Annotated in this window: 24 protein-coding genes; 17 read left to right on the forward strand and 7 right to left on the reverse strand. The window is 59.4% G+C overall.

Annotated features, from left to right (window positions below; all coding sequences use genetic code 11):
• The first annotated feature begins 16 nt into the window (after window positions 1–16).
• The 7 genes from HUK73_RS23820 (at window position 17) to HUK73_RS23845 (ending at window position 4,227) form a co-directional block, all read left to right on the forward strand.
• Window positions 17–652, forward strand: coding sequence for a VOC family protein (locus HUK73_RS23820; RefSeq protein ID WP_218036702.1), 636 nt, complete (start codon window positions 17–19; stop codon window positions 650–652).
• Window positions 653–901, forward strand: a complete 249-nt coding sequence (locus HUK73_RS26595) for a hypothetical protein (RefSeq protein ID WP_218036703.1) — start codon at window positions 653–655, stop codon at window positions 899–901.
• Window positions 902–935: 34 nt separating this feature from the next.
• A complete protein-coding gene (locus HUK73_RS23825; RefSeq protein ID WP_176594243.1) occupies window positions 936–1,415 on the forward strand; it encodes a thioesterase family protein in 480 nt (159 codons plus the stop codon).
• A gap of 39 nt (window positions 1,416–1,454) precedes the next feature.
• Window positions 1,455–2,249, forward strand: a complete 795-nt coding sequence (locus HUK73_RS23830; RefSeq protein ID WP_176594244.1) for a TetR/AcrR family transcriptional regulator — start codon at window positions 1,455–1,457, stop codon at window positions 2,247–2,249.
• Between the two features lie 275 nt (window positions 2,250–2,524).
• Window positions 2,525–2,749 carry a hypothetical protein gene (locus tag HUK73_RS23835; RefSeq protein ID WP_176594245.1) on the forward strand — a complete coding sequence of 75 codons (225 nt, stop codon included), beginning with the start codon at window positions 2,525–2,527 and terminating at the stop codon, window positions 2,747–2,749.
• Between the two features lie 65 nt (window positions 2,750–2,814).
• Entirely contained in the window at window positions 2,815–3,429 is a 615-nt protein-coding gene (maiA, locus tag HUK73_RS23840; RefSeq protein WP_176594246.1) for a maleylacetoacetate isomerase, read from the forward strand.
• A gap of 21 nt (window positions 3,430–3,450) precedes the next feature.
• Window positions 3,451–4,227: a cyclase family protein gene (locus tag HUK73_RS23845; RefSeq protein WP_176594247.1), complete on the forward strand. Its 777-nt coding sequence runs from the start codon at window positions 3,451–3,453 to the stop codon at window positions 4,225–4,227.
• A 146-nt stretch (window positions 4,228–4,373) separates the two neighbouring features.
• Here the strand turns inward: HUK73_RS23845 and HUK73_RS23850 are convergent, their stop codons facing one another.
• Complete coding sequence (locus tag HUK73_RS23850; RefSeq protein ID WP_176594248.1) at window positions 4,374–5,393, reverse strand: NAD(P)-dependent alcohol dehydrogenase; 1,020 nt, start codon at window positions 5,391–5,393, stop codon at window positions 4,374–4,376.
• A gap of 201 nt (window positions 5,394–5,594) precedes the next feature.
• Between HUK73_RS23850 and HUK73_RS23855 the strand changes: the two genes are divergently transcribed.
• Both HUK73_RS23855 and HUK73_RS23860 read left to right on the forward strand, forming a co-directional pair.
• The gene (locus HUK73_RS23855; RefSeq protein WP_176594249.1) at window positions 5,595–6,767 is read left to right on the forward strand and encodes an acetyl-CoA C-acyltransferase; all 1,173 of its coding nucleotides are present in this window, start codon (window positions 5,595–5,597) and stop codon (window positions 6,765–6,767) included.
• 383 nt (window positions 6,768–7,150) lie between these two features.
• Entirely contained in the window at window positions 7,151–9,397 is a 2,247-nt protein-coding gene (locus tag HUK73_RS23860) for a TonB-dependent receptor (protein ID WP_176594250.1), read from the forward strand.
• Between the two features lie 344 nt (window positions 9,398–9,741).
• On the opposite strand, the gene HUK73_RS23865 is transcribed toward HUK73_RS23860, so the two are convergent.
• From HUK73_RS23865 to HUK73_RS26600, 3 genes are all read right to left on the reverse strand, one after another.
• Window positions 9,742–10,815 (reverse strand): enoyl-CoA hydratase/isomerase family protein, encoded by a 1,074-nt coding sequence (locus HUK73_RS23865; protein ID WP_176594251.1) that lies wholly within the window; start codon window positions 10,813–10,815, stop codon window positions 9,742–9,744.
• Window positions 10,816–10,829: 14 nt separating this feature from the next.
• Complete coding sequence (locus tag HUK73_RS23870) at window positions 10,830–11,972, reverse strand: acyl-CoA dehydrogenase family protein (protein WP_176590741.1); 1,143 nt, start codon at window positions 11,970–11,972, stop codon at window positions 10,830–10,832.
• Between the two features lie 284 nt (window positions 11,973–12,256).
• Window positions 12,257–12,538, reverse strand: a complete 282-nt coding sequence (locus HUK73_RS26600; RefSeq protein ID WP_218036773.1) for a LysR family transcriptional regulator — start codon at window positions 12,536–12,538, stop codon at window positions 12,257–12,259.
• Between the two features lie 70 nt (window positions 12,539–12,608).
• Here HUK73_RS26600 and HUK73_RS23880 point away from each other — a divergent pair, with 70 nt between their 5' ends.
• The 4 genes from HUK73_RS23880 to HUK73_RS23895 all read left to right on the forward strand — a co-directional run bounded on the left by HUK73_RS23880 (window position 12,609) and on the right by HUK73_RS23895 (window position 15,592).
• A complete protein-coding gene (locus tag HUK73_RS23880; RefSeq protein WP_255326524.1) occupies window positions 12,609–13,214 on the forward strand; it encodes a YceI family protein in 606 nt (201 codons plus the stop codon).
• Between the two features lie 8 nt (window positions 13,215–13,222).
• A complete protein-coding gene (locus tag HUK73_RS23885) occupies window positions 13,223–13,840 on the forward strand; it encodes a cytochrome b (RefSeq protein WP_218036704.1) in 618 nt (205 codons plus the stop codon).
• Window positions 13,837–14,427 carry a YceI family protein gene (locus HUK73_RS23890; protein ID WP_176594253.1) on the forward strand — a complete coding sequence of 197 codons (591 nt, stop codon included), beginning with the start codon at window positions 13,837–13,839 and terminating at the stop codon, window positions 14,425–14,427. The genes HUK73_RS23885 and HUK73_RS23890 overlap by 4 nt, the downstream gene beginning before the upstream one ends.
• A gap of 511 nt (window positions 14,428–14,938) precedes the next feature.
• Window positions 14,939–15,592: a TetR/AcrR family transcriptional regulator gene (locus HUK73_RS23895; protein WP_176594254.1), complete on the forward strand. Its 654-nt coding sequence runs from the start codon at window positions 14,939–14,941 to the stop codon at window positions 15,590–15,592.
• 153 nt (window positions 15,593–15,745) lie between these two features.
• Here the strand turns inward: HUK73_RS23895 and HUK73_RS23900 are convergent, their stop codons facing one another.
• Together HUK73_RS23900 and HUK73_RS23905 are read right to left on the reverse strand one after the other, a co-directional pair.
• Window positions 15,746–16,579 carry an SDR family NAD(P)-dependent oxidoreductase gene (locus HUK73_RS23900; protein WP_176594255.1) on the reverse strand — a complete coding sequence of 278 codons (834 nt, stop codon included), beginning with the start codon at window positions 16,577–16,579 and terminating at the stop codon, window positions 15,746–15,748.
• Between the two features lie 204 nt (window positions 16,580–16,783).
• Window positions 16,784–17,737 carry a LysR family transcriptional regulator gene (locus HUK73_RS23905; RefSeq protein WP_218036705.1) on the reverse strand — a complete coding sequence of 318 codons (954 nt, stop codon included), beginning with the start codon at window positions 17,735–17,737 and terminating at the stop codon, window positions 16,784–16,786.
• A gap of 292 nt (window positions 17,738–18,029) precedes the next feature.
• Between HUK73_RS23905 and HUK73_RS23910 the strand changes: the two genes are divergently transcribed.
• A complete protein-coding gene (locus HUK73_RS23910) occupies window positions 18,030–19,742 on the forward strand; it encodes an alpha/beta hydrolase (protein ID WP_176594256.1) in 1,713 nt (570 codons plus the stop codon).
• 8 nt (window positions 19,743–19,750) lie between these two features.
• Here HUK73_RS23910 and HUK73_RS23915 read toward each other — a convergent pair whose 3' ends face one another.
• Entirely contained in the window at window positions 19,751–20,671 is a 921-nt protein-coding gene (locus HUK73_RS23915) for a LysR family transcriptional regulator (RefSeq protein WP_176594257.1), read from the reverse strand.
• Between the two features lie 162 nt (window positions 20,672–20,833).
• On the opposite strand from HUK73_RS23915, the gene HUK73_RS23920 reads away from it, so the two are divergent.
• From HUK73_RS23920 to HUK73_RS23930, 3 genes are all read left to right on the forward strand, one after another.
• Window positions 20,834–21,445 carry an FMN-dependent NADH-azoreductase gene (locus HUK73_RS23920; RefSeq protein ID WP_176594258.1) on the forward strand — a complete coding sequence of 204 codons (612 nt, stop codon included), beginning with the start codon at window positions 20,834–20,836 and terminating at the stop codon, window positions 21,443–21,445.
• A 69-nt stretch (window positions 21,446–21,514) separates the two neighbouring features.
• The gene (locus HUK73_RS23925) at window positions 21,515–22,567 is read left to right on the forward strand and encodes an LLM class flavin-dependent oxidoreductase (RefSeq protein WP_176594259.1); all 1,053 of its coding nucleotides are present in this window, start codon (window positions 21,515–21,517) and stop codon (window positions 22,565–22,567) included.
• Window positions 22,560–23,528 carry a glutathione S-transferase family protein gene (locus HUK73_RS23930; protein ID WP_176594260.1) on the forward strand — a complete coding sequence of 323 codons (969 nt, stop codon included), beginning with the start codon at window positions 22,560–22,562 and terminating at the stop codon, window positions 23,526–23,528. The genes HUK73_RS23925 and HUK73_RS23930 overlap by 8 nt, the downstream gene beginning before the upstream one ends.
• The last annotated feature ends 52 nt before the right edge of the window (window positions 23,529–23,580 follow it).

Raw genomic sequence — 23,580 nt, forward strand, 5'->3', positions numbered from 1 at the left:
TGAACAAGGAAATGCGATGATGAACTTGCACCCGCTTCCCAAACCCACTGCGCCCGAAGGCCTTGTCCTTCCGACACCCGAGCTTGCCGGCGTGCATCACACGGCCCGGCCGACATGGAAGCTGGAGGAGACGGTCCATTTCTATCGGGAGGTTCTGGGCCTGAAGCTGTGCCACGCGATATCGGCGCGGGGCTGGGGACCGGGCGATCATCCGGATTTCCTCCACTTCTTCTTCGAGTCCGGGAACCACAGCACCATCGCCTTCTTCTATTATCTGAAGAATGAGCGACCCCCTGAAGCGCTTTCCTGGGATCATTGGCTCTATCGGTCGGTCCACACCGCCTGGCGCGTTGAAGATCGCGAGACGATGCTGTTGTGGAAGGAGCGGCTCGAAGCCTTCGGTTATGAGGTCATGCTCGTGACCCATGAGGTTGTGGAGTCCATCTATGTGACCGACCCCAATGGCTATATGGTGGAGATCGGCTGGCAGCTTCGGCCCTTTACGGACGTCGACACGATCGACGCTGCCCTGACCCTGGAAGCTGCAATCAAGTTCGAGAATGAGCATGGACGGCGGGTCGAGACGATCGAGGAGATCTGGCGCGAGAAATCCGGTCTGGTCGAACGGCTCGCCGCGGATGGAGCAAATTGAATGCCGAAAATCTATGTACCGAATGTCGAGGAATTCGCAGGGCTGATCGCTGACGCACGCGGCCGTTCGGATTGCGTCGTTCGCGATCTTGGTCCGGCTTATACGCTGGTCGAGGGCGCGGCTCCGCTGCGGTTTGTCCGGCGGACGGTCGGCATGCGCCCGGCAATCTGGTACAGCATGTTCAGCGGCGGTCTCGACGGTCGCCTGAGTGACTTCGGATGGGATGAAGTGACGGTTCTGGACGCATGATCGGGCGAGCCATTGTCCGCATGGAAGGTCGGTTGTGATGGTCGCAAGCGCGGACGAGGATTTTCGTGACCGGCTGGTTTCCCATATTCCCGTCCGGGTCCGCCGCCGGGTGCAATGGGGTGATTGCGATCCGGCGCAAGTGGTCTACACGCCACGTTTCGGTGACTATGTCGCGAGCGCGGCGGACTGGTTCTGGCGGGTTGTCATGGCCGACCATCCGCCCAGCCTTGCAGACGCGGCCCTCTATACGCCGACAAAATATCTCTCCTTCACTTTTCACCATGTACTGCGCACCGACGATCTGTTCGACATGACGGTTCGCGTCACGGCTATTCGCACACGCACGCTCGATCTGGCGATCGAGGCCGTGGGCATGGACGGCGTACCGCGCTTTTCCTCGATTCTCTCACCCATCATCATATCGGCCAGGAGCTATGAAGCATTGGCCCTGCCTGCGCATATGCGCGCCGCGCTCGAAGCCTATGTGGCGCGTTGTGCCCAAGCCCCCTCATGAGGCAAGACAAGCGCGCTCCGCCTCGCTAGAAGGGCCGCTATGCAGACGAAGACACGAAAGCCCCGCGCCAAGGCCAAGATGGCGGATGCCCCCGGAATGACCGCTGCTTTGCCTGAACAGGAAAAGGCAGGCAGCGCGGACAATGAGGGCGCCAAGGCTGTCAGGCACCGTACCACCGTTCTCCGGCGGGCGATTTTGGATACGGCGGCCGCCATGTTCGCCGAAAAGGGGTTTGTCGGCACCAATTTGCAGGATATTGCCGACGCGTTCGGGATGAGCCGCCCAGGGCTCTATTATCATTTCCCCAGCAAGGAAAAGCTTCTCGAAGCCATCATTGAGGAACTGACTCTCTCTGCAGAGCGGCAATTGACGCAGATCGCCCAGGACAAGGATGGCGAACCGGAAGAGACGTTGCGTCTTGTGGTGCAGGCGACCACATTATGGCTGCTCGATCACCAGATTTATTTTCGCCTGCTCGACCGCGCGGAAAGCGATCTTCCCGAGGAGCTGAAAGCCAGCAACGAGGCGTCGAAGCGCAAGAATCTGGAATATTTCGTTGGCGTTATCGAGCGTGGTATCGCGACCGGAAAATTCCGGCCCGTCGATCCGCATATCGCGGCACTCGCAATTGCGGGAATGCGCAACTGGGCGGCCTGGTGGTACAGCGCGGACGGACGCCTGACGGCCCAGGAAATTGCCGAGATCATATCCGATCTCGCTGTCAGGTCCGTGCTGCGATCGGATGCGCATCGCTCGCGCAGCGACAATCTGAACGATGTGGTTCGTATCCTGCAGGAAGACGTATCCCATCTGGCTTATCTGATCCGTTCCTGAAGGCATGCCGTCAGCGGGTTGAGAAAAATCTGACTTTCTTGTCGGTTGACTGACAATTTTGATGATTTTGTTGCCATCTGGTCTGGCGGCTGTTATCGTCCCTGCCATCATTACATATGAACGGTCTGGGAGGCGGTTGTCCGATGCCCTTTGTTTCTGCGGCAAATCTAATCCGTGGTGCGGCGGCGCTCATGATCCTGTGTGCGCTGCTTCATTCCTTCGCCTGGATGTCCACGCGAACGCGCTTCCCGGCGGATGGCCAGGCGGTTGTCGCGTTGGTCTGGTTCCTGCTTGCAATTGATTGGATCGTGTTTGGCATTCTGTGGCTGCTTGCCGCGCAGGCCGGCGCGGCGTTCCGGCCCTTGCTGCTGGTTTCTTCGGCCGTTCCCGTGGCCGTCGCCATCGGCCTGTGTCTGGCGATCAGCCCTTTCTTCTTTCCGGTCTATTTGCAGTTCGGTGCTGCGTTGCTGGTGATTGTCGGTGCGCTGCGACTGGCCTGAAATGCGCTTGCCGCCCCGGAAACCCCCTTCCCGGCGGCATCCGGGGACGTGTGGACAGATGACCGATGATCCTTTACGGCTTTGATCGCTCTAGCGCGAGCTACAGGGTACGGATCGCGCTCAACCTCAAGGGTGTGGATCGCGAGGATGTATATCTCGATCTGCTGCGCGGCGAGCAATCGCAACCGTCCTATCGCGCCATCAATCCCCAGGCGCTGGTTCCGGTTTTGGTGGACGACAGGCTCCGGCTTACCCAGTCGCTTGCGATCATCGAATATCTGGACGAGATCTATCCCGCCCCTCCTCTTCTTCCGTCTGGCGCGGCGGATCGCGCTCGAGCGAGAGCCTTCGCTCTTGCCATCGCCTGCGAAATTCATCCCCTGCAAAATCTGGGCACGCTGCGGCGTCTGCGCGGCTTCGGACTGGACAAGCAGCAGGTGCTGACATGGGCGATGCAGGTGATCGGGGAGGGGCTTGATGCCTGTGAGCGGATGGCCGAGCAAAGTGCGGGGCGTTTCACCGTCGGCGACAGCGTAACGCTGGCCGATGTCGCGCTCGTACCACAGCTTTCCAACGCAAGGCGCTACTGGTCTGAGTTGCGCTGGCCCCGTCTCGCCGCAATCGAGGCGGCCTGTCTGGAAATCGATGCGTTCCGGGCCGCCGCGCCTGACACGCCCTGAGTTGTCGCTGGAGAGTTCATCATGCCTCGTACCATCGTCGATCTCTCGATTTTTCTCGAAAATGAGATATTGTCCGATCCGCCCGGCTATCAGCCGCGGATCGATTATATCGATCATCAGATGTCCGTGCCGGAGATTACTGGCTTCTTCCCGGGCCTCCGCCAGGAGGATTTGCCGGACGGGGAAGCATGGGCGATCGAGCGGGTCACGCTCATCACCCATAATGGCACGCATCTCGACGCGCCCTGGCATTTCGCCTCGACCATGGATGGCGGGCAACGGGCGATCACGATTGACGAGGTGCCGCTCGACTGGTGCTTTCAACCGGGCGTGAAGCTCGATTTCCGTCATTTCCCTGACGGATATGTCGTCACCGCCGCCGATGTGGAAGCGGAGCTTGAGCGGATCGGTCACCAGCTGGCGCCGCTCGAAATCGTGATCGTCAATACCCGGGCCGGGCGTTGCTATGGGCGCGATGACTATGTGTCGGCAGGTTGCGGAATGGGCCGGGAAGCCACGCTTTACCTGCTCGAACGGGGCGTGCGGCTTACCGGTACGGATGCCTGGAGTTGGGATGCCCCCTTTCTCCACACACGGGAAAAGTTCGACCGGCAGGCGGACGCATCACTGATCTGGGAAGGGCATAAGGCCGGCCGCGAGATCGGCTATTGCCATCTTGAAAAGCTGCACAATCTGGAGGCGCTGCCCGCCACGGGCTTCATGATCGCCTGCTTCCCCGTCAAGATTCGCGCGGCGTCCGCCGGATGGACCCGCGCCGTGGCTATTCTTGAAGAATAGAGCGCGCTGCGCCAACTCTGATGCAGCGCGCTCTAAGTTTTTGCTGTCGCATCGTTTGAAGCGCAAAATCGGTTCCCACTTTTGCGCACGATGCTCCAAGATAGGACGCACCCGTGCTTGTGGCACGGGTGCGTCCCATTCTATCGTCAGATATCGATCGCGATCTTGCCGAAGTGCCGGCCTTCCTCTTGATAGCGGAAGGCATCCGCAAGATGTGATAGCGGGAAGTGGGAGTCGATAACGGGTTTGATGCCGTTAACCTCCACTGCACGGACCATGTCGATCTGGGCGCGGCGCGACCCCACCATGATGCAATTTACACGGAGTTGCCGTCCCATCATCACTGTCGTCGGCAGCGGTCCTTCATGTCCGGTCAGCAAGCCTACCATCGCGACGCTTGCACCGACACGACAGGCGGAAAAAGCCTGTGGCAATGTGGCTGGGCCGCCGACATCCACCACATGATCGACGCCGCGGCCGCCGGTCAGCTGGCGTGCGCGTGAACCCCATTTGGGTTCGCTGCGATAATTGATCACTTCGTCGGCCCCCATGGCCTTCAGCCGCTCCAGCTTCTCGTCGGATGAGGAGGTCGCGATGACCGTCGCGCCCGATGCCTTTGCAAATTGCAGGGCGAAGATGGAGACGCCCCCCGTTCCCTCGACCAATACGGTGTCGCCGGCTTTCACGCCTCCCTCGACCACCAGCGCGCGCCATGCCGTCAGCCCCGCACATACCAGAGTGGCGGATTCGGCATGGCTGTAGCCCTTGGGCGCGCGCGTGAAGGCGCTGGCGGGGGCCGTCGCAAATTCGCGCGCATAGCCGTGGACACCGTCGCCCGGAACGTCGGCAAAGACTTCTGGACCAAAGCGATTGAGGGGCGCGCCATCGACCCAGTTGGGGAAAAAGAGCGAGATGACTGAGTCGCCGACCGCGAATTCGGTCACTCCCGAGCCTACCGCCACCACTTCGCCCGCGCCGTCGGTGAGCGGGACGAGGCCCTCAATCGCCGGAGCCGCGCCCTTCACCACGAGATAGTCATGGTAATTGACCGAACTGGCCCGCAAGCGAACCGTGATCTCCAGCGGGCCGGGCGCGCGAGGCTCTTCCTTCTCGACCAGTTCCAGCCTGTCCAGGCCGCCTGGCTGGTGAAGAATGATGGCTTTCATATTTGTGCTCCAATTGTGTCAAGTGAGTCGCTTGTTGGATGCATCGGTCCAATTTCTGGCGAAACAGGAAGCCAATTTTGCATTGATTGGCGTTTTTAACAACTAAAAAGTCGGAAAAATGACTTCAGTGTTGAATTTTTTGCGAGATACCGCCATGAGCGGCGAAATTTGAATTCAGCGACAGAATGGAGAGAGGTCATCATGCGTGATGCTGTCATTGTTTCGACCGCGCGGACACCGATCGGCAAGGCCTATCGCGGTGCGTTCAATAATCTGCCTGCCCCTTCGCTCGCGGCCCATGCGATCCGCGCGGCGGTGGCCCGCTCCGGCGTCAATCCGGCTGAAGTGGAGGATTGTGTTCTTGGCGCCGCCTTGCCTCAGGGGCACCAGCAGACGGTTGGCCGCACCGCGGCACTGCGCGCCGGACTGCCTGTAAGCGTTGCCGGCGTAACGATCGATCGCCAGTGCGCGTCCGGCCTGATGGCAATCGCGACGGCGGCCAAGCAGGTCATTGTCGATGGCATGGATGTTGTGGTGGCCGGCGGCGTGGAGTCCATTTCCCTGGTCCAGACCCCGGAATTGCGCATCACGCAGGACCCTGCGCTGCTGGCGATGCATGGCGATGTCTACATGCCCATGCTCGATACCGCAGAGGTCGTCACGCGGCGCTATGGCATCACGCGGGAGCGTCAGGACGCCTATGCCCTTCGTTCGCAGCAACGCACCGCCGCTGCCCAGGCGGCGGGAGCTTTCGACGACGAAATCGTTCCGGTCGAGGCGACCATGCTCGTGACGGATAAGGCGACCGGTGCGGTTTCGGAGCGTCTTGTCACCCTGTCGCGGGATGAAGGCAATCGTCCATCGACGATTTTGGACGACCTTGCCGCGCTTAACCCCGTCCGTCCGGATGGTACGGTCACTGCGGGCAATGCCAGCCAACTCTCTGATGGCGCTTCGGCTTGCGTGATCATGGATGGCGCTCTTGCGCGGGCGCGCGGATTACAGCCACTTGGCCGTTATGTCGGTGTCGCATTTGCTGGAACGGAACCCGACGAGATGGGAATTGGGCCAGTTTATGCCGTGCCCAGGCTGCTCAAGCGATTTGGTCTTGGGGTGGAAGATATAGGGCTGTGGGAACTCAACGAGGCCTTTGCTACACAGGTGCTCTATTGCCAGGACGTGCTTGGCATAGCCGACGAACGGCTCAACGTGAACGGGGGCGCCATTTCGATCGGTCACCCCTATGGCATGTCGGGTGCGCGCATGGTCGGACACGCGTTGATTGAGGGCCGCCGCCGCGGATGCAGCTATGTCGTGATCACCATGTGCGTGGGTGGTGGCATGGGTGCGGCTGGCCTCTTTGAGATAATCTAAGCAATTTCCAGGCAATCGGATCGACGATCTGGTTGCACGATCGGGATTTGCCGACCTTTGCATCGGGTGCCAGCGTGCAGCTTGCACCCGATATTTTCGTTATGTGACCGTCTATTACCCAAAAAATCGCCAAATACGACTGTTAAACGACACAAGAGTCTGTACAATACGATCGTAAAGGGTAATAATGGGCACGGGAATTCCCCAAGAAGGATTCGGCCCGAAACTGGCCGTCAAAAAGGGACTAATGGGAGGGTGTTATGGCTTTTCGTGCCCGTCATTCCGTATATCTGGTAGCAACAATCCTTGGCAGCGGACTTTTTGTCCCGCTATCTGCGAACGCGCAGCAAAATGCAGGCGCAGATGCGCCGGCAGAAACGCCGGTGCAGCCCAATTCCTCCTATGACATTATCGTCACCGCGCAGAAGCGCAGCGAACGGCTGAGCGATGTTCCGCTCTCGATCACCGCTGCGACGGGTGAGCAGCTGGAGCGCCGGGGCATTACCTCGGCCGCCGATCTCGCGAAGATCGCGCCGGGCTTCACCTTCAGTCAAAGTCAGAACGGCACGCCCGTCTTCTCGGTGCGTGGCGTGGGCTTCTATTCCGAAACAATCGCCGCTGCCTCGACAGTCACCGTTTATGTCGACCAGATACCGCTTCCTTATGCCCGAATGACCGAAGGCGCCACGTTGGACCTGGAGCGTGTCGAAGTACTCAAGGGGCCGCAAGGAACATTGTTCGGCCAGAACTCCACGGCAGGGGCCATCAACTATATCGCGGCCAAGCCGACCGCGGAACCGGAAGGTGCCGTTTCGCTCACTTATGGCCGCTTCAATCAGATCGACGTCGACGGTCATATCAGTGGCCCCCTGTCCGACACTCTGTCGGCACGGCTGGCCTTTCGCTCCGAGCGGCGCGACGACTGGCAGAAGAGCAGCACTCGCGACGAGACGACCGGCCAGCACAATTTCATGGCAGCGCGCTTGCTGCTGGATTGGAAGCCCACCGAACGGCTGAGCTTCGAGCTGAATGTGAATGGCTGGCGTGACCGGTCGGACACGCAGGTCGGGCAGGCCCGCTCCTATCTGCCCGTGGCGCCGGGACCTGCGCTGACGCCTCAGACGCTGGCCACGCAGACCGCATTGATCAACTATCCCTACGTTACATCCAATGACAATCGGCTGACGGACTGGGATGTGGGGCGGAGCAGGCGGCGCAACGACCGCTTTTATCAGATCGCGCTGCGCGGTGATTACGAACTGACCGATGACATCAAGCTGATTTCACTGTCTTCCTATACGCATATGCGCCTGTTCGATCCCATTGATGGCGACGCAACCAATGTGCCGGCGCTCACGGTGGACCAGACCGGCCGTCTCCGGGCATTTACTCAGGAGCTTCGCGTAGAGGGCGATTCCGGACCGCTCAAATGGGTCGTGGGTGGAAACTATCAATATTCAAAGAGCAACGAACTGCAAAACAATAGGATTACAGGGTCCAATGCGCAGGTGCCCCTGCCGCCGGATTTCACGACCGGCATTCATCATCGTGGCAACCGTCTGTTGAATAACCAGCGCGTTCGTTCAATAGCGGGCTTTGCCAATGCGGATTATGCGCTGACCGATACGATCAGGTTCCAGGCAGGTATTCGCTACACGAAGGAAAATCGTGACTTCAGCGGTTGTGTTGCCGATACTGCGTCCGACCCCTTTGGCCTGCGGGTGATCTACCCGCCGTTTGTCGTGCCCGGCCAGTGTCTGACGTTGCTTCCTGACGGCAGCTTCGGCCTGTTCAATTCGAAATTGGATGAGCACAATGTGTCCTGGCGTGCAGGCCTCAACTGGAAGCCGAACCCGCAGACGCTGCTCTACGCCAATGTCACCAAGGGTTATAAGACGGGTGATTTTGGGACTCTTCCGGGGCTTGATTACCGTCTCTATGAGCCGGTGCGGCAGGAATCGGTTCTCGCCTATGAAGCGGGTTTCAAGACTTCGCTGCTCGACCGGATGGCGGATGTCTCGGGCGCCGTCTTCTACTATGATTATGCCGACAAGCAGACGCAGGGGCAGCGGAATCTGCCGCCATTTGGCAATCTGCCCTTCCTCGTCAATGTCCCCAAGGCGCGTGTGGTCGGCGCGGAAATGGATCTGACGCTACGCCCGATGACCGGCCTTCGCATCAATCTTGCGGGCACCTATGTCAACTCCAAGGTGAACGGCACGGCCATCGTTGCGAGCCCATTCGCGCCGGTAACGGTGGATGCGAGGGGCGATGTGTTGCCCAATACGCCGAAATGGCAGGGGACGGCGGACGTCGAATACAGCTTCCCGGTCAGCGGAAACGCGGAAGCCTATATCGGTGCAAGCGCAAGCTACCGTTCGAAGGCCTATGCGGCCCTTGGTGCAACCCGTGGCCCCGCCGGCACGGAAGATACCTTCAAGATCGATGGTTATAGTCTGATCGATTTGCGGGCTGGTGTCACGTTCGACAAGCGCTACACCGTGCAACTCTGGGGCAAGAATGTGACCAACAAGAATTACTGGAACAACGTCACGCACATTTACGACACAGTGGATCGCGTCACGGGTCAGCCAGCCACTTATGGTGTGACGCTCTCGGCCAAGTTTTGAACGGGAAAGGTAGCGGCGGCAATTCAGGTTGCCGCCGCCTACCTCTAACGGCTGGAACTTTCCGATATACCGTGGTACGGAGGCAAAGCTGTTCTTCGCCACCCAATAACGGGCCTCGACCTGATCGCCAGTCGGCCCCCTAGCGGCCTTGCCAAGGCGAGGCCGCCTTCCTGTCGCAAAAATCTTTGTTTCCGCTGCCGGTGAGAACCAGACACCGCCGCAAAGTATCCGCGTGGTAAAGTGCGAAAGCGGCACTGGCATCGGCGAGCATTCACATGTTCAGCGCATTGGGACGATTGAGCGTTACAAGGGTGACGGTTCCACGCCGATCTACTCATATGCTCTCAAAGCGCAGGGAAATTAGCCTCCAATTCCGGCAAAGGAATCCACTCTTCGCTAACCGGCAAGGGAGCAAAGAGAGGATTGATTATCTCGTCGGTGACATCTTCAGGCCGTTCATGTTGCCACCGCGGTTCATTGTCTTTGTCGAAGATGAGGGCGCGTACTCCTTCAATGAAGTCGGGGCGACGAATAGCACGACAGGCGATGCGATATTCATTGCGCATATTGTCGGCGAAATCCGTGAAAGCGGCGCCTTCAACCAATTGCCGAAGCGCTACCTTAACCGTCTGCGGTGACTTGGTTGACAGAGCGGCCAACTGTTCTCGTGCCCAGGCTGAGCTATCGGAACGAAGCGCTGCGAGAATATCCTCAAAGTCATCCGATGCGAACAGCCTGTCGATATCATGCTTTTGTGCGATCAGGCGCGATACATAGGGCGGTTCGTTCGCAAGATCGAGAAGGGCGGGGAGATCGTCTGGATTTCTGAGAATCCGCTCCTTCAGCGCAGCAAGCCGTCTCGATTGAACATAATGCGTTGCAAGCCCGATGGCGGCGCAATCTGCCCCATCGATTCGCGCTCCTGTCGCGGCCAGCCATGTGCCGATACGGCCGGGGAGGCGCGGCAGGAACCAGCCGCCACCGACATCGGGGAACAGGCCGATGCCCGTTTCCGGCATGGCAAAGAGTGTTCGTTCACTGGCGACCCGGTAGCGGCATGGCAGTGAAATCCCCACGCCGCCACCCATGACGATGCCGTCGATGAAGGCGACGATCGGCTTTTCATAGACGAACAGCAGATGGTTCATCCGATATTCGGTGAAGAAGAACCGCTCGGCCTCGGAGCAGTCGCCCTTGGCGCTGCTGGCGATCATGGCAATGTCGCCGCCCGCGCAAAAACCGCGACCCTCCGCATGGTCGAGCATCACGGCAACGATGCTCTCATCCGTCCGCCACGCCAGCAGCGCGTCGATGATGGCGCTGCACATCTCCGTGGTTAGCGCGTGGATCGCCCTGGGCCGGTTCAGCCGGATGCGCCCCACGCCATTGTCGATGGAAATCAGAAGCTGATCAGTCATATTGTCTCCCGCGCTCATTGCCGCAGCATGTCACGGGCGATGATCATGCGCATGACCTGATTGGTGCCTTCCAGGATGGAATGCACGCGCAAATCACGCCAGAAGCGTTCGATCGGATAGTCCATCAGATAGCCATAGCCGCCATGCAGTTGCAGCGCCCGGTCGACCACGGATGAGCCGGTGTCGGTCGCCAGCCGCTTGGCCATGGCGGCAAAGCGCGTCTTGTCGGGCGCATTTTCCGTCACCTTGACCGCCGCCGCGTAGAGCAGGGTGCGCGCGGCCTGCAATTCCGTCTCCATATCCGCCAGCATGAACTGGCTGTTCTGGAAATCCGCGATGCTCTGGCCGAACTGCTTGCGGTCCTTGCTATAGGAGAGCGCTTCGTCGATGCAGCGCTGCGCCCCGCCCAGCGAGCAGGCGCCGATATTGAGCCGCCCGCCGTCCAGCCCCATCATTGCGATGCGGAAGCCTTCGCCCTCCGCACCGACCAGATTTTCCACCGGCACGCGAACGCCGTCGAAATTGACCTGCGCCGTGGGTTGCGAATGCCAGCCAAGCTTGCGTTCCTGCGCGCCGAAGCTGACGCCGGGCATGTCCTTTTCGATGACGAGGCAGGATATGCCCTTGGGGCCTTCGTCGCCGGTGCGGACCATGACGACATAGATTTCATTCTCCCCGCCGCCCGAGATGAACTGCTTGGAGCCGGTGACGACATAATGGTCGCCGTCCCTGACCGCTTTGGTCTTGAGCGCCGCCGCGTCGGACCCGGACCCCGCTTCGGTCAGGCAATAGCTGCCGATCCGCTCCATCGGCACCATGGAGGGGAGATATTTGTCCTTCACCGCCTGCGAACCGAAGCGGTCGATCATCCAGGCCGCCATATTGTGGATCGAGATGAAGGCGCTGGTCGACGGACAGCCATAGGCCATCGCCTCCATGATCAGCGCCGCCTCCAGCCGGCCAAGGCCGATGCCGCCCGCTTCCTCCGACACATAGATGCCGCCAAAGCCCAGCTCCGCCGCCGCGCGGATCGTGTCGCGGGGGAAGATATGCTTTTCGTCCCATTCCGCCGCATAAGGCGTGATCGCATCGGCGGTGAACCGCCGCGCCATCTCCGCAATGGCCAACTGGTCCTCGGTGAGATCGAACTGGCTCATAAAACTATCCTGTGGCCCATGATATTGGGATGGTGCACATAGATGCACATTCCATTGCCGGAATGATGAAAGCATTCTCGCGCATTTGCATCTCTAGTTAAAACGGTGTCACTGAAGCACGGTCGTAGCGGAGGCATTGATCGCTTCCCCCTACTGCTGCAATTGAGCCAAATCCGATCCGAAGTCAATATAACTTGGCGTATGTAAAGTATATTTTATTGCTCTCGACGGATTGCCCAGCGTGAAGATCAGCCAATTGTGCCGAGCTGGAACGTTCGATCGTCTCAAGAACAAGGAGGGAGAGCTGAAGTGATGGTGGATGCCGGCATTCGCGTCAATCCGCCGTTAGACGGGTGGCAAGGTCTTTGATGAACCATTGGCTCGCGCACCCGGGTGGTTTGCTTCTCAAGCAATTGGATTGATTGGCTGACTGCCGATTGCACGCGTCCCAGCCTGCGCCCGGCTGCGGAAAAGCTGCCCGTCCCGGCAACGTCCACAAGCATCCGCAATTGATTGAGCGGTGAGCCCTTCAAGCATGATCTATCTCCCTGGCCGATGGATATCATCAATATTTGACCAGTTCTATCGTGTTTATCGATGATCTACCTTGCAGAAGACATTGCAGGGAGAAAACTCTTGGCCCGTTATCATCTAGGATTTGCTCTTTTCGTATCCGCGCTGACCGCCGCTCCGACGGTTGCGCAGGCGCAGCCCGCCGCCGTCCAGGCCGGAGCCTATGGCGTTGAGGCGGCACACACGCGCATTCTCTTCTCGGTCTCACATATGGGTTTTTCGACTTGGTACGGTGAATTTACCGGAGCTTCCGGCACGCTTGACCTTGATCCGGCGAAGCTGGCCCAGTCCAAGGTGGACATCACCGTTCCGGCCGCCTCGCTCAGCACCAGCAATGCGACGCTCGACGGGGAGTTGAAGGGCGACAAATGGTTCAATGTGGCGCAGTTTGATACGATCCGGTTTCATTCGACCCGCATTACCAAGACTGGAGAAAACACCGCGGATGTCACGGGCGATCTGACCCTTCACGGTGTTACCAAGCCAGTGGTCCTGAAGGCGAAGTTCAATGCCGCAGGCGCCAATCCGCTGACCAAGGCCTATACGGTCGGCTTCGAGGTTGCAGGCGACGTCAAGCGCAGCGATTTCGGCGTTTCGACCTATGTTCCGCTGATCGGCGACAATGTGCACCTGATCATCAGCGCGGCCTTCGAAAAGAAGGCAGGGTGACTGTCTCGATGAAGATGCGTGCGGAATCCTTCGCGGTGTCGGCGCAGAGATATTCGACCGGCGCGATCATCCTCCATTGGGTGATCGCGGCGTTCATAGTCTGGAATCTCGTGCTTGGCTTCCGCATGCACGGTGCCAAGGGGTTGGAACAGTTCAACCTGTTTCAGTTGCACAAGTCCGTGGGGCTTGTCGTGCTCGTCCTGAGCATGCTGCGACTGATCTGGCGCCTGGTTCATAGGCCACCGCCGCTTCCCGAGGCTATGCATGGCTGGGAGCGTTTGCTCGCGCAATCTGCCCATATCGGCCTCTACGGAATCATGATCGGTCTTCCGTTGAGCGGTTGGGTCGTCGTCTCGACGAGTACGCTCAATATCCCAACACTCCTTTTCCATATTCTGCCCTGGCCGCATGTTCCATGGCTTCATGAACTGCCTCCAGTTGCGAAGGCGAGCGTCAACACCGGCTTTGCCAATCTGCATGTGATGCTCGTCTGGGGGACCATGTTGCTTCTCATGCTCCATATCGGTGGAGCACTGAAACATCGTTTTGTCGATCGTGACGGGGTTCTGGAGCGCATGCTGCCCTTCATTGGGCGTGTTTCCCGAAATGAAGGATTTGATGAATGATCCGCCTCATCGTTGCGACCCCGCTGGCGACCCTGTCACTTGCCATGGCCGCTCCCGTCCATGGTGAGCCGCCCAAATCGACGGGGGTTCCGGCTTGGAACGTTGATCAGGCGCATTCGAAGCTCGGATTTGTGGGCGCTATGAACGGTCAGTCCTTCAACGGCCAGTTCCGCCGATGGTCGGCTCAGATTCGGTTTGACCCGGCCCGGCTCAATGGTTCGACCGTCCATGTCGCGATTGAAACGAATTCAGCGGTCACGGGCGACCAGACGCGTGATGAGGCATTGCCGACGCCCGACTGGTTCTCTGCCAGGCTTTTCCCGCGGGCGACGTTTACCAGCCAGCGTTTCGTCAGTCTTGGCGGCAATAGCTACCGTGTTGATGGTGTGCTCAGGATCAGGGATGTAACCCGCCCGGTCAGCTTTCCATTTCAACTTGCCATTCAGGGCAATAGCGCCCGGATGTCGGCTCGCATGAGCATTGACCGGACCATTTTCGGGGTTGGGCAGGGCCAGTTCAAGGGCACCGATGCGGTGGCCGCCAAAGTTGATGTCGTGATCGCGATTACCGCCAGTAAGGCAAAATGATCGCGCCATGCCGAAGTCAGTCTGGCAGGAATAAGTGATGAGGTTCCCTCACATGGTTTCATGCGCGAACTGGTGGGAAGCAATCAGCATAGGCCGCTCGAAGCCCTCCACCGCCGCCACATCTTCGGTCGACACATCAAGGGGTAAGGCAAGCAGATAGGCACGGAAGGAAACGCGATAGTGTCGGCGCCCTTGTCGTGCATATTGCTGCTCCCGTTCAGAAGAGTTCCTTTTCGTCGCTCAATCCGGTATCCCACCGGCGAATGGCAAGACGAAACGCATCTCTGAACGGGCTGATATGACCAAGGGTAAGACGACCGCCGCGAAGAAGACCAATGTTGACGCGTCAGTGAGTGATGCTTCATTGAGGGACGACGGGACGCAGCCTGCAAAGGCGGCAACCGGCAAACGAGCCAAAACCAGCTCCGCCGAAAAGCCGGAGGTTTCGAAGACCAAGCCTTCCCGCAAGCGGCGGGAACAACAGCGGGCGATCGACACGAAACAGTTGATATTGAACGCCGCGCTTTCCGAGTTTGCACAGGTCGGTTTCGAAGCGGCGAGCATTCGAAACATCGCGGCGATCACCGGTCTGCAGCACCCGCTTATCACCTATCATTATCGAACCAAGGAAATCCTCTGGCAAGCTGTGGCTGAGGATGCGTTCACCCAGATCCGCCGCTTGTGGGACGAAGGCATACCGGATCAGGAGAATATGACAGCCGTTGAGCGGTTGCGGGCGGAATATTCAGCATTTCTTCGCTTCACCATCGCCTACCCTGATTTTCATCATTTCATGCTGCGTGAGAGCCGGCCGGGCAATCCGCGTCTGCCTTGGCTTGTGGAAACGGCCCTTCTCCCATTGATCAGGCGGCTTCTGCCACAGATCGAGGAAGCCCAGGAGCAGGGAGCGCTCCCTCCCGGCAATCCGGGCCTGATTCATTATATGCTGATCGGCATGATGTCGGTGCTTTCTTCCCTCAAGGATGAAATCCGGGAGAGTACGGGGATCGAAACGGACGATCCGGAGATCATCGAATCCTATCTGTCGATGGTCGATACCATGGTATTTCCTTCCATCGGCCTGCTGCACGGCAAGGAGCCGGAAGCAAAGGTCAAACCCAAGGCAGGCAGGGCAGGCAGTGGCCCGAAGGCCAAAGGCAAATAGCGCCTTCCGATTGAATCTGATCGGAAGAGGCGTGGACACGCGGATTGTCTGAAATCGCTCCGAAATTCGTGCTTAAAGGGTTGTGCTGGCCGCAGATATCTTGCTGATGCCGGGGAGGTCGGCTTGCATGGCTGTCCATCCTCCCGGCTCGATCTACCGGAACGAGTGAGGAAGGATTGCCTGCCCATGTTCGGGAATGGGCCAGCCAGCAGGCGCCCCAGCGAGGGCTGCGGCTTCCTCCGCCTTTCTGGACGTATCCCATAATGCCGCCACCAAACGACGTCCTGTTACCTTGTCCGCAGCGGGTGAAAGCAGCCAGAGCAGGGGAGGCAGCATGACCTCGGGTTGCAGGAGCGCCTGGCGTTCAAAGCCGCTTTCCGCCGGGACCATCGGCGTGTTGACGGGGCCGCCGGGAACCAAGGCATTAACCGTTATCCCGGTGCCGTCCAGATCTTGCGCCATGATCGCAGTGTGGGCTTCGGTCGCGGCTTTCGATCCGCCATAGGGAGCCATTCCGCGTGCCAGCATCGTACTCAGGCTGGTCGTCACGTTGATGATCCGTCCGTGACCCGATCGAAGCATGACGGGCGTTGCCGCGTGAGCAAGGTTGAACGGGCCGATCGTGTTGACCTCGATAATCTGACGCCAGAGGGCAGGGGGAACGGACCAGAAGGGAGGAGGATTGACGATATAGTCCGCCCTGATACGCTCCTGTCCGATACCGGCATTGTTGATGATGCCGTCGAGCCGTCCGAAAGCATCGAGCGCGCAGGCCACCGCGCGTTCGCTGTCCTCTGTCTTCCGTACATCGAGCAGGATGGTACGGCATCGCTTGCCTGTAGAGGCGGGGATTGGGTCGAATGCCTCCTGCTGGAGATCACCGGCGATGACGCAGGCACCAGCGTCAAGCAGTCCCATGGTCATTGCTCGGCCCAGACCACTGGCCGCACCGGTAACGATGTAGCAGCGATTGTTCAGATCGGTCATATCCTGTTTTCCTGATGCTGTCCCAATAGCAGTGCCGCTATCAGCCATCCTCTCGGGCCAATGCACATGGTGGCGCATTATAGGTTGCATAATGCTTTACGGTCGTAAATGATAAATCGCTGGACATGCGGTTCTTGCATGGTGAGATGACCGGCGGGGAAATTGTTGATTGCGACCTTTGCTGCCGCGTCCGTTTGACCGAACCTAATGACTCGCCAGGGGCGCGCTGAAAAGCGCGCGCTCTTCCGAGACGATGTCTTCAATAAATTTCGCGGCGGTCCGGACCCGCGCAAGATGACGCGTATCGGCGTGGATGACCATCCAGAGTGAGCGTGTCAGCCGTACCTCATCAGGGAGCACCGGGACCAGGCCAGCCAGATGTTCCGCGATAAAGGCGGGCAGCACGCAAAGGCCCGCGCCGGATTTGGCAGCCTGAAGCTGCGCGACCAGATTGCTGCTCTCTAGCGCGGTCGAGATTTCCGGATTAATCTGTTTGAGATAGTCGAGTTCTGGCGCATTGAGCAGGTCGTCAATATAGCCGATGAAGCGATGACCGCTCAGATCTTCCTGCCGCCGGATTTCAGATGTCTGGGCAAGATAGTCTCGCGAGGCATAAAGGCTGAGTGAATAGTCCGTCAACCGTTTGGCAAATAGTCGTCCCTTGGCGGGAGCGGAGAGTGCTATGGCGATGTCCGCATCCCGTTTCGCCACACTGAACAGGCTCGAACCGGCAACCAGCTGGATGCGCAAATCGGGATATTGCACCCCCAGGCGCATCAAGCGGGGAGCCAGATAATAGCTGCCAAATCCTTCCGGCGCTCCTATCCGCACGCTGCCCTGGACAGCATGGTCGGCCCGGCCGACAACATCTTGCGCCTTGAGGGTAAGGAGTTCGATCTGCTCGGCTATAGGCAGAAGTCGTTCCCCCAGTGCGGTCAGGCTGTAACCTGTCGGTCCCCGGTCGAACAATGTTGACCGTAGACTTGTTTCAAGGTTCCCGATATGTCGCGCGACAGTGCTGTGATCCATACCCGTCCGGGATGCGGCGACCGTCAGCCGGCCATATCGTGCCACAGCCAGGAACGCCTGAAGGTTGTTCCAGTCGAAGCCCAGATTGGTTCGTGCGAAATCGCCCATCCGCTTCGCGAAAACTCCCATGGTATTCCCAAGCGACATTGTGCGAGAAGAATTGAGTCTTCGCAACAAGGAACGAACAAAATGGCGCTCGAACCTGACCGCGTTTCTTCCATGCATTCCGGCCGCATCGAACGCAGGCGGCCAGAGCCTCCGCCGGGCTGGGCAACGGCGCATCCTGACTTGATGCTCCGCCTCCTATTCGTTGATCCGCGTCCCGGCCCGGCGCTTGAAGAGTTTTTTGCTCTCCGCGACTGACGCTGCTCGAGGATCGAGTGGCACATGGCATTGACAGCTGAAATGGACATGACACTGCATGAGCGACATGAAACATAAGGATTGGTGGGCTCTGGCCGAGGCCGCTGCCGAAGCCATGGTCAAGGCGACGGCAAATGCACCCTTGGCGCGGCTGACCCGGCAACCCTATGACCCTTCAACAATCGCCCGATCCGTTGCCGCTTTCACCGGCAGTTTGTGGTCCAAGCCCGCCGAGGTCATGGAGCTACAACTGCAAGCCGCGCGCCAATGGGGAGAATTTTGGGGAAGGACCTTCACCGGGATAGAAACCCCCAAGCCCAAGGATCGACGCTTTTCTGCGGAAGCGTGGCAAGACGATCCCCATTACCGCGTCATTCGCGACAGCTATTTGTTGGCGGCGGAACAGCTTCGCGCCCTGGTCGGGAAGGGGGAAGGCGATGCGTCGACGCGCGCCATGGTCTATTTCCTGCTGGATCAGTATCTCAACGCCATTGCGCCGACAAACTTTCCCTTTGCCAATCCGGAGGTTGTCGACCGCACGCGCGAGACCGGCGGAGCGAATCTGGTCCATGGCTTTGCCCATCTTCTCGAGGATATCTCCAGCGGCAAGGGTATTGTGCGCCGCCGTACCGATCCCGGCGCCTTTGAGAAGGGCAAGACAATTGCGGCGACGCCCGGATGGGTCGTTTACGAAAACGATCTCTTCCAGCTCATCCAATATAACCCCGCCACGCCGACAGTCGATGCCGAGCCGCTGCTCTATGTACCGCCACTCGTGAACCGCTACTACATGATCGATCTTCAGCCCAGGTCCAGCCTGGTCAAATGGCTGGTCGATCAGGGCAGAACCGTGTTCGTCATTTCCTGGGTGAACCCGGCCGAGGAGCTTCGCGACAAGGGGATCGACGACTATGTCCTTTCGGGTGTCGTCGAGGCCATCGACGTCGTTCGTGAAAGGACGGGCGCCAGGCCGAACCTCTTCGCCTTTTGTCTGGGTGGTACGCTCGCCATCATCGCCTTGGCCTGGCTGGCCGCCAAGGGGCGCGGTGCGGACGTCAATTCGGCTACGCTGATCGGCACTATGATCGATTTTGCCGATATGCGGGACTGGGCCGCATTCGTGCATGAAGCGCATGCCGATGCGTTGGAGGAGCATCTGGCGCAGCAGGGCTTCATCGACTCGATCGAATTGCAACAGCTCTTCTCGGCGATGCGAGCCAATGATCTCATCTGGTCGTCGGTGGTGAATCATTATCTGCTCGATCGGGCCGCGCCGCCCTCCGACCTGCTCTATTGGTTCGAGGACGGAGCGCGCATTCCCGCAGCCTTTGTCGCGAGCTTCAATCGCGCCCTTCTGCTCGAGAACCGCCTTGTGGGTGGCGCCGGGTTCAGCGTCGGCGGCGAGGCCATCGACCTTGCAAGAATAACGACACCGTTGCTCTCGATCGCACTCAAGGACGATCATGTCTCTGCATGGGATGCGGTGTATCGGGGCGCGCAATTCCTGAAGGCAGACTTTCTGCTGGGTGGATCAGGGCATAATGCGGGGGTGATCAACCCGCCCTCCGCGAACAAGCATGGCTATTGGATCAACGACAGTCATGCGGACGTCGCGGATGACTGGTTTGCCGGCGCCCAGCGTTATGATGGTTCATGGTGGCCCCATTGGCTTGAATGGCTGGCACGCCATGGATCGGACGAGCGCGTCGCGGGGCGTGCCATCTCCGACGGGATTGAGCCGGCTCCGGGCGCCTATGTCAGGAAGCCGTAACCATCAGGTCAGGCCGTAATCTCGCTGGCACTCATCACGCCGCAGGATTTGAGGCGTTCGATCATCCATCGTCCGGCAGGCCCTGGAGGATCGGCCGCCCGATATACGGCCGACATTGCCAGGGCGAGGCCGCCGGGGGGAACGTCTTCGATCGACAATTCGACAAGACGTCCTGCCGCCAGATCGTCCTGAATGGTATGAAGGGGCATGCCGCCCCATCCCAGGCCGTTCAGGAGGAAAGCGTGTTTTGCGAACAGATCGGCGAGGCGCCAGGTTGAGGGCGCCATGACGCCGAACTCGCGCCCGGCCGACAGATTGGATCGATCCGTCAACACAAGTTGCACATGGCGCGACAGTTCCTGTTTCGGGATGACGCCGTGCCATGCGGCCAATGGGTGGTTGGCAGCAGCAACCATCATGAAGGTAACGCTGCCGAGCCGTTCGGCGACCAGCCCGGCAGGCAAAGTCGGCAGAGAACCGGCGATACCGAAGCTGGCCCGGCCGTCCAGTACGGGTTCCAGGGCAGCGCCCAGCGCCTCGACATAGAGGCGCAGCGGCGTGCCCGCAAACTGATGGCGAAAATCCATGGCCGCCCCTGCAAGGGCGTCGATCGGAAAGAAGACATCCGCGACCGCCGTCAGCTCAGCCTCGATCCCTGAGGCTATGCCCTTGGCCCTGGCCTTCATCAGATCTACGCTTGCGAGCACTTGCTGTGCATCGGCGATCAGCACGACGCCTTCGGTGGTCAGCTTGGGATAGCGCCCGCTCCGGTCAAAAAGCGTGACGCCGAGTTGAAATTCAAGGCTGCTGATGGCTTCGCTCACCGCCGACTGTGTACGGAGCAAGCGCCGTCCGGCGGCCGAGAAGCTTCCTTCCTCTACCGCCGCCTGGAAGAGGCGCAATTGATCCAGTGAAAGGCCCTCGATCATGGATTTCTCCTGACCCATCGAATCTGCCGATGGACAACATAAGAATATCCCGACTTTTCCCGATTGGGAAGCGGTGCCAATTTGTACGCCATGCTTTGCATTTTCCAGAAAATCTTTCGCAACCATGCTTCGCCCGAAATGGGCCAGCCGGAGAATAATGCCATGACCATTCTACACATTGATTCGAGTATTCTTGGCCCATATTCGGTGAGCCGTGCGCTCACCGCTGAAGTTGTCGCCAAGCAGCAGGCTCTTTTCCCCGGATCGGGGGTCATTCGCCGTGATCTGGTCGCGGATGCCGCGTTGCACCTCTCCGATGCCCATCTGGCCGCCTTTCAGGGGGGCGAAGTCACCGATCCGGCGCTCGGCCGGGATCTCGAAGCGGGTGGCGCCTATATCGAGGATCTTTTTGAAGCTGACGTCATCGTGATCGGTGCGCCGATGTACAATTTTTCGGTTCCCTCGCAGCTCAAGGCCTGGATCGACCGCATCTGTGTCGCAGGGCGCACCTTCCAATATGGCGCGAACGGGCCCGAAGGCCTGCTTCCCAAAGGCAAGAAGGTGTTCCTCGCCTCGACCCGCGGCGGCGTCTACACCGGTGACAGCCCGGCTGCGGCGCTTGAGCACCATGAAAGCTATCTGCGCGGTGTGCTCGGCTTCATCGGCCTGACGGACGTCACGGTCATTCGGGCGGAAGGCCTCAATATGGGCGATGAGCCCAAGGCTGCGGCCATTGCCAAGGCCAAGGCCGAAATCGACGCGCTGGCCGCGTGACAATGATCTGGTTGCCGCCGGCTGAAATGCCGGCGGCAACCAGGCGATGCAGGATCGGCAGAGGCGGAAATGGAAATTGGCATAGACAGTTTCGCTGCCACCATGCCAGACCCTGAAACTGGTGTTATGGTGCCGGCAGCGGATCGGATCGAATGTCTTCTGGAGGAAGTCGAGATCGCCGACCGCGTCGGGCTCGATATCTTCGGTATCGGCGAGCATCATCGCAAGGAATTTCTCGATTCAGCGCCGACGGTGATACTTGCGGCAGCGGCGGCCCGCACACGCAATATCCGGCTGGCCAGCGCAGTCACGGTGTTGAGCGCTGCAGACCCTGTCCGCATCTTCCAGGAATTTGCGACGATCGATCTGATCGCCCGAGGACGCGCCGAAATCGTCGTCGGCCGCGGTTCCTTTGGCGAGGCCTATCCCCTGTTCGGATTCGCTCCCGAACATTATGACGCCCTGTTCGCGGAGAAGCTTGATCTTCTGCTGACGCTGCGCGATCAGGTCCATGTGACGTGGCAGGGCAAATTCCGCCCAAGGCTGACGGGTCAGGGTGTCTATCCCAGACCCTATCAGGATCGGATGCCAATCTGGATCGGTGTCGGCGGAACGCCCCAATCCTTCGCCCGCGCAGGTGCCCTCGGCTTGCCGCTGATGATCGCCATCATCGGCGGGAATTTTCACCGTTTCCGCCCTCTCGTGGATCTTTATCGGGAGGCGGGACGTAGGGCGGGCCATGATCCCAAAACCCTTGCCGTGGGCGTCCACGCAATGGGCTTTGTCGGGGACACGGCCAAAGCGGCCAAGGACGCCTTCTTTCCGGGCTGGTCCTATATGTTCACGGAAATCGGTCGTGAGCGTGGCTGGTCGCCCGCGACGCTTTGGCAGTTTGAAGCCATGTGCTCGCCGGAAGGGGCGTTTCTCATCGGTGATCCCCGGACGGTCGCGCAGCGGGTACTGGCGGTGGACGAAGCGCTCGGCGGTATCTCGCGTATCACCTTCCAGATGAGTTCGGCAATGCTGAACACCGCTGCGATGCGCCGCTCGATCGAACTGCTCGGGACAGAAGTTGCCCCGATCGTCCGTGCCGCTTCCGGCAAGGGGGCGATCAATGGGTGAACTGATCGATGGGACCTGGCACCGAACCGGCATCGATACGGTTCTGACCGATGGAGCACTGCGCCGCCCTCCGTCCGTGTTCCGCAACTGGATCATGTCGAAGGAGGCGGCGGCGGGCGGACCTGTCCGCTTCCCGGCCGAGGCTGGACGCTACCATCTCTATGTTTCGCTGGCCTGCCCGTGGGCGCATCGGACGCTGATCATGCGCAAGCTCAAAGGGCTTGAAGACTTGATCGGCCTTTCCGTGGTGCACTGGCACATGGGTGAAGACGGATGGACTTTCGAATCCGGGCCCGGTGTCATTGCCGACACGGTCAACGGTACGGAACGGCTGTACGAAGTCTATCAGCTTGCGAAGCTGCACTGCACGTCCCGCGTGACCGTTCCAGTTCTTTGGGACAAGGTGACGCGGGCGATCGTTTCCAATGAATCCTCCGAAATCCTGCGAATGTTCAATTCGGTCTTCGACGATTTGGGTGCACTTGAAGGTGATTATTATCCCGCCGCGCATCGCGACGAGATCGAGGCTGTGAATGCACGTATTCTCGCGAATCTCAACAATGGCGTATATCGCGCCGGTTTTGCCACGACCCAGCAAGCCTATGAGGCGGCGGTCCATGACGTCTTCGACACGCTGGACTGGCTTGAGGACCGGCTCACGAACCAGCATTTTCTGGTCGGCGGGCACTTGACCGAGGCTGATATCCGGCTATTCACGACACTTGTCCGCTTCGACGCCGTCTACCATGGTCATTTCAAGTGCAACCGCCGGACCTTGACCGAATATTCTGCGCTTTGGGCCTATACGCGCGATCTTTACCATCATCCGGCTATTCGAGAGACGATCGATTTTGATCATATCAAGGGCCATTATTACGGCAGCCATCCATGGTTGAACCCTGGAGGCATTGTGCCCATCGGACCTGATCACAAATTCGATGCCCCATCTGAAATGGGCTGATCCCGTCGATAGGAGGCAAGGCCTGATCCCGACAGGGACCGTCAATTGCAAA

This window comes from Sphingobium sp. EM0848, assembly GCF_013375555.1.
Taxonomy (GTDB): domain Bacteria; phylum Pseudomonadota; class Alphaproteobacteria; order Sphingomonadales; family Sphingomonadaceae; genus Sphingobium.

What these genes read in the sequence shown, in the direction of transcription:
- HUK73_RS23820 (WP_218036702.1), top strand. Translation starts at nt 17, where the DNA reads ATGATGAACTTGCACCCGCTTCCCAAACCCACTGCGCCCGAAGGCCTT.
- HUK73_RS26595 (WP_218036703.1), top strand. Translation starts at nt 653, where the DNA reads ATGCCGAAAATCTATGTACCGAATGTCGAGGAATTCGCAGGGCTGATC.
- HUK73_RS23830 (WP_176594244.1), top strand. Translation starts at nt 1,455, where the DNA reads ATGCAGACGAAGACACGAAAGCCCCGCGCCAAGGCCAAGATGGCGGAT.
- maiA (WP_176594246.1), top strand. Translation starts at nt 2,815, where the DNA reads ATGATCCTTTACGGCTTTGATCGCTCTAGCGCGAGCTACAGGGTACGG.
- HUK73_RS23845 (WP_176594247.1), top strand. Translation starts at nt 3,451, where the DNA reads ATGCCTCGTACCATCGTCGATCTCTCGATTTTTCTCGAAAATGAGATA.
- HUK73_RS23850 (WP_176594248.1), bottom strand. Translation starts at nt 5,393, where the DNA reads ATGAAAGCCATCATTCTTCACCAGCCAGGCGGCCTGGACAGGCTGGAA.
- HUK73_RS23855 (WP_176594249.1), top strand. Translation starts at nt 5,595, where the DNA reads ATGCGTGATGCTGTCATTGTTTCGACCGCGCGGACACCGATCGGCAAG.
- HUK73_RS23865 (WP_176594251.1), bottom strand. Translation starts at nt 10,815, where the DNA reads ATGACTGATCAGCTTCTGATTTCCATCGACAATGGCGTGGGGCGCATC.
- HUK73_RS23870 (WP_176590741.1), bottom strand. Translation starts at nt 11,972, where the DNA reads ATGAGCCAGTTCGATCTCACCGAGGACCAGTTGGCCATTGCGGAGATG.
- HUK73_RS26600 (WP_218036773.1), bottom strand. Translation starts at nt 12,538, where the DNA reads ATGATATCCATCGGCCAGGGAGATAGATCATGCTTGAAGGGCTCACCG.
- HUK73_RS23885 (WP_218036704.1), top strand. Translation starts at nt 13,223, where the DNA reads ATGAAGATGCGTGCGGAATCCTTCGCGGTGTCGGCGCAGAGATATTCG.
- HUK73_RS23890 (WP_176594253.1), top strand. Translation starts at nt 13,837, where the DNA reads ATGATCCGCCTCATCGTTGCGACCCCGCTGGCGACCCTGTCACTTGCC.
- HUK73_RS23900 (WP_176594255.1), bottom strand. Translation starts at nt 16,579, where the DNA reads ATGACCGATCTGAACAATCGCTGCTACATCGTTACCGGTGCGGCCAGT.
- HUK73_RS23905 (WP_218036705.1), bottom strand. Translation starts at nt 17,737, where the DNA reads ATGGGAGTTTTCGCGAAGCGGATGGGCGATTTCGCACGAACCAATCTG.
- HUK73_RS23910 (WP_176594256.1), top strand. Translation starts at nt 18,030, where the DNA reads ATGAGCGACATGAAACATAAGGATTGGTGGGCTCTGGCCGAGGCCGCT.
- HUK73_RS23915 (WP_176594257.1), bottom strand. Translation starts at nt 20,671, where the DNA reads ATGATCGAGGGCCTTTCACTGGATCAATTGCGCCTCTTCCAGGCGGCG.
- HUK73_RS23920 (WP_176594258.1), top strand. Translation starts at nt 20,834, where the DNA reads ATGACCATTCTACACATTGATTCGAGTATTCTTGGCCCATATTCGGTG.
- HUK73_RS23925 (WP_176594259.1), top strand. Translation starts at nt 21,515, where the DNA reads ATGGAAATTGGCATAGACAGTTTCGCTGCCACCATGCCAGACCCTGAA.
- HUK73_RS23930 (WP_176594260.1), top strand. Translation starts at nt 22,560, where the DNA reads ATGGGTGAACTGATCGATGGGACCTGGCACCGAACCGGCATCGATACG.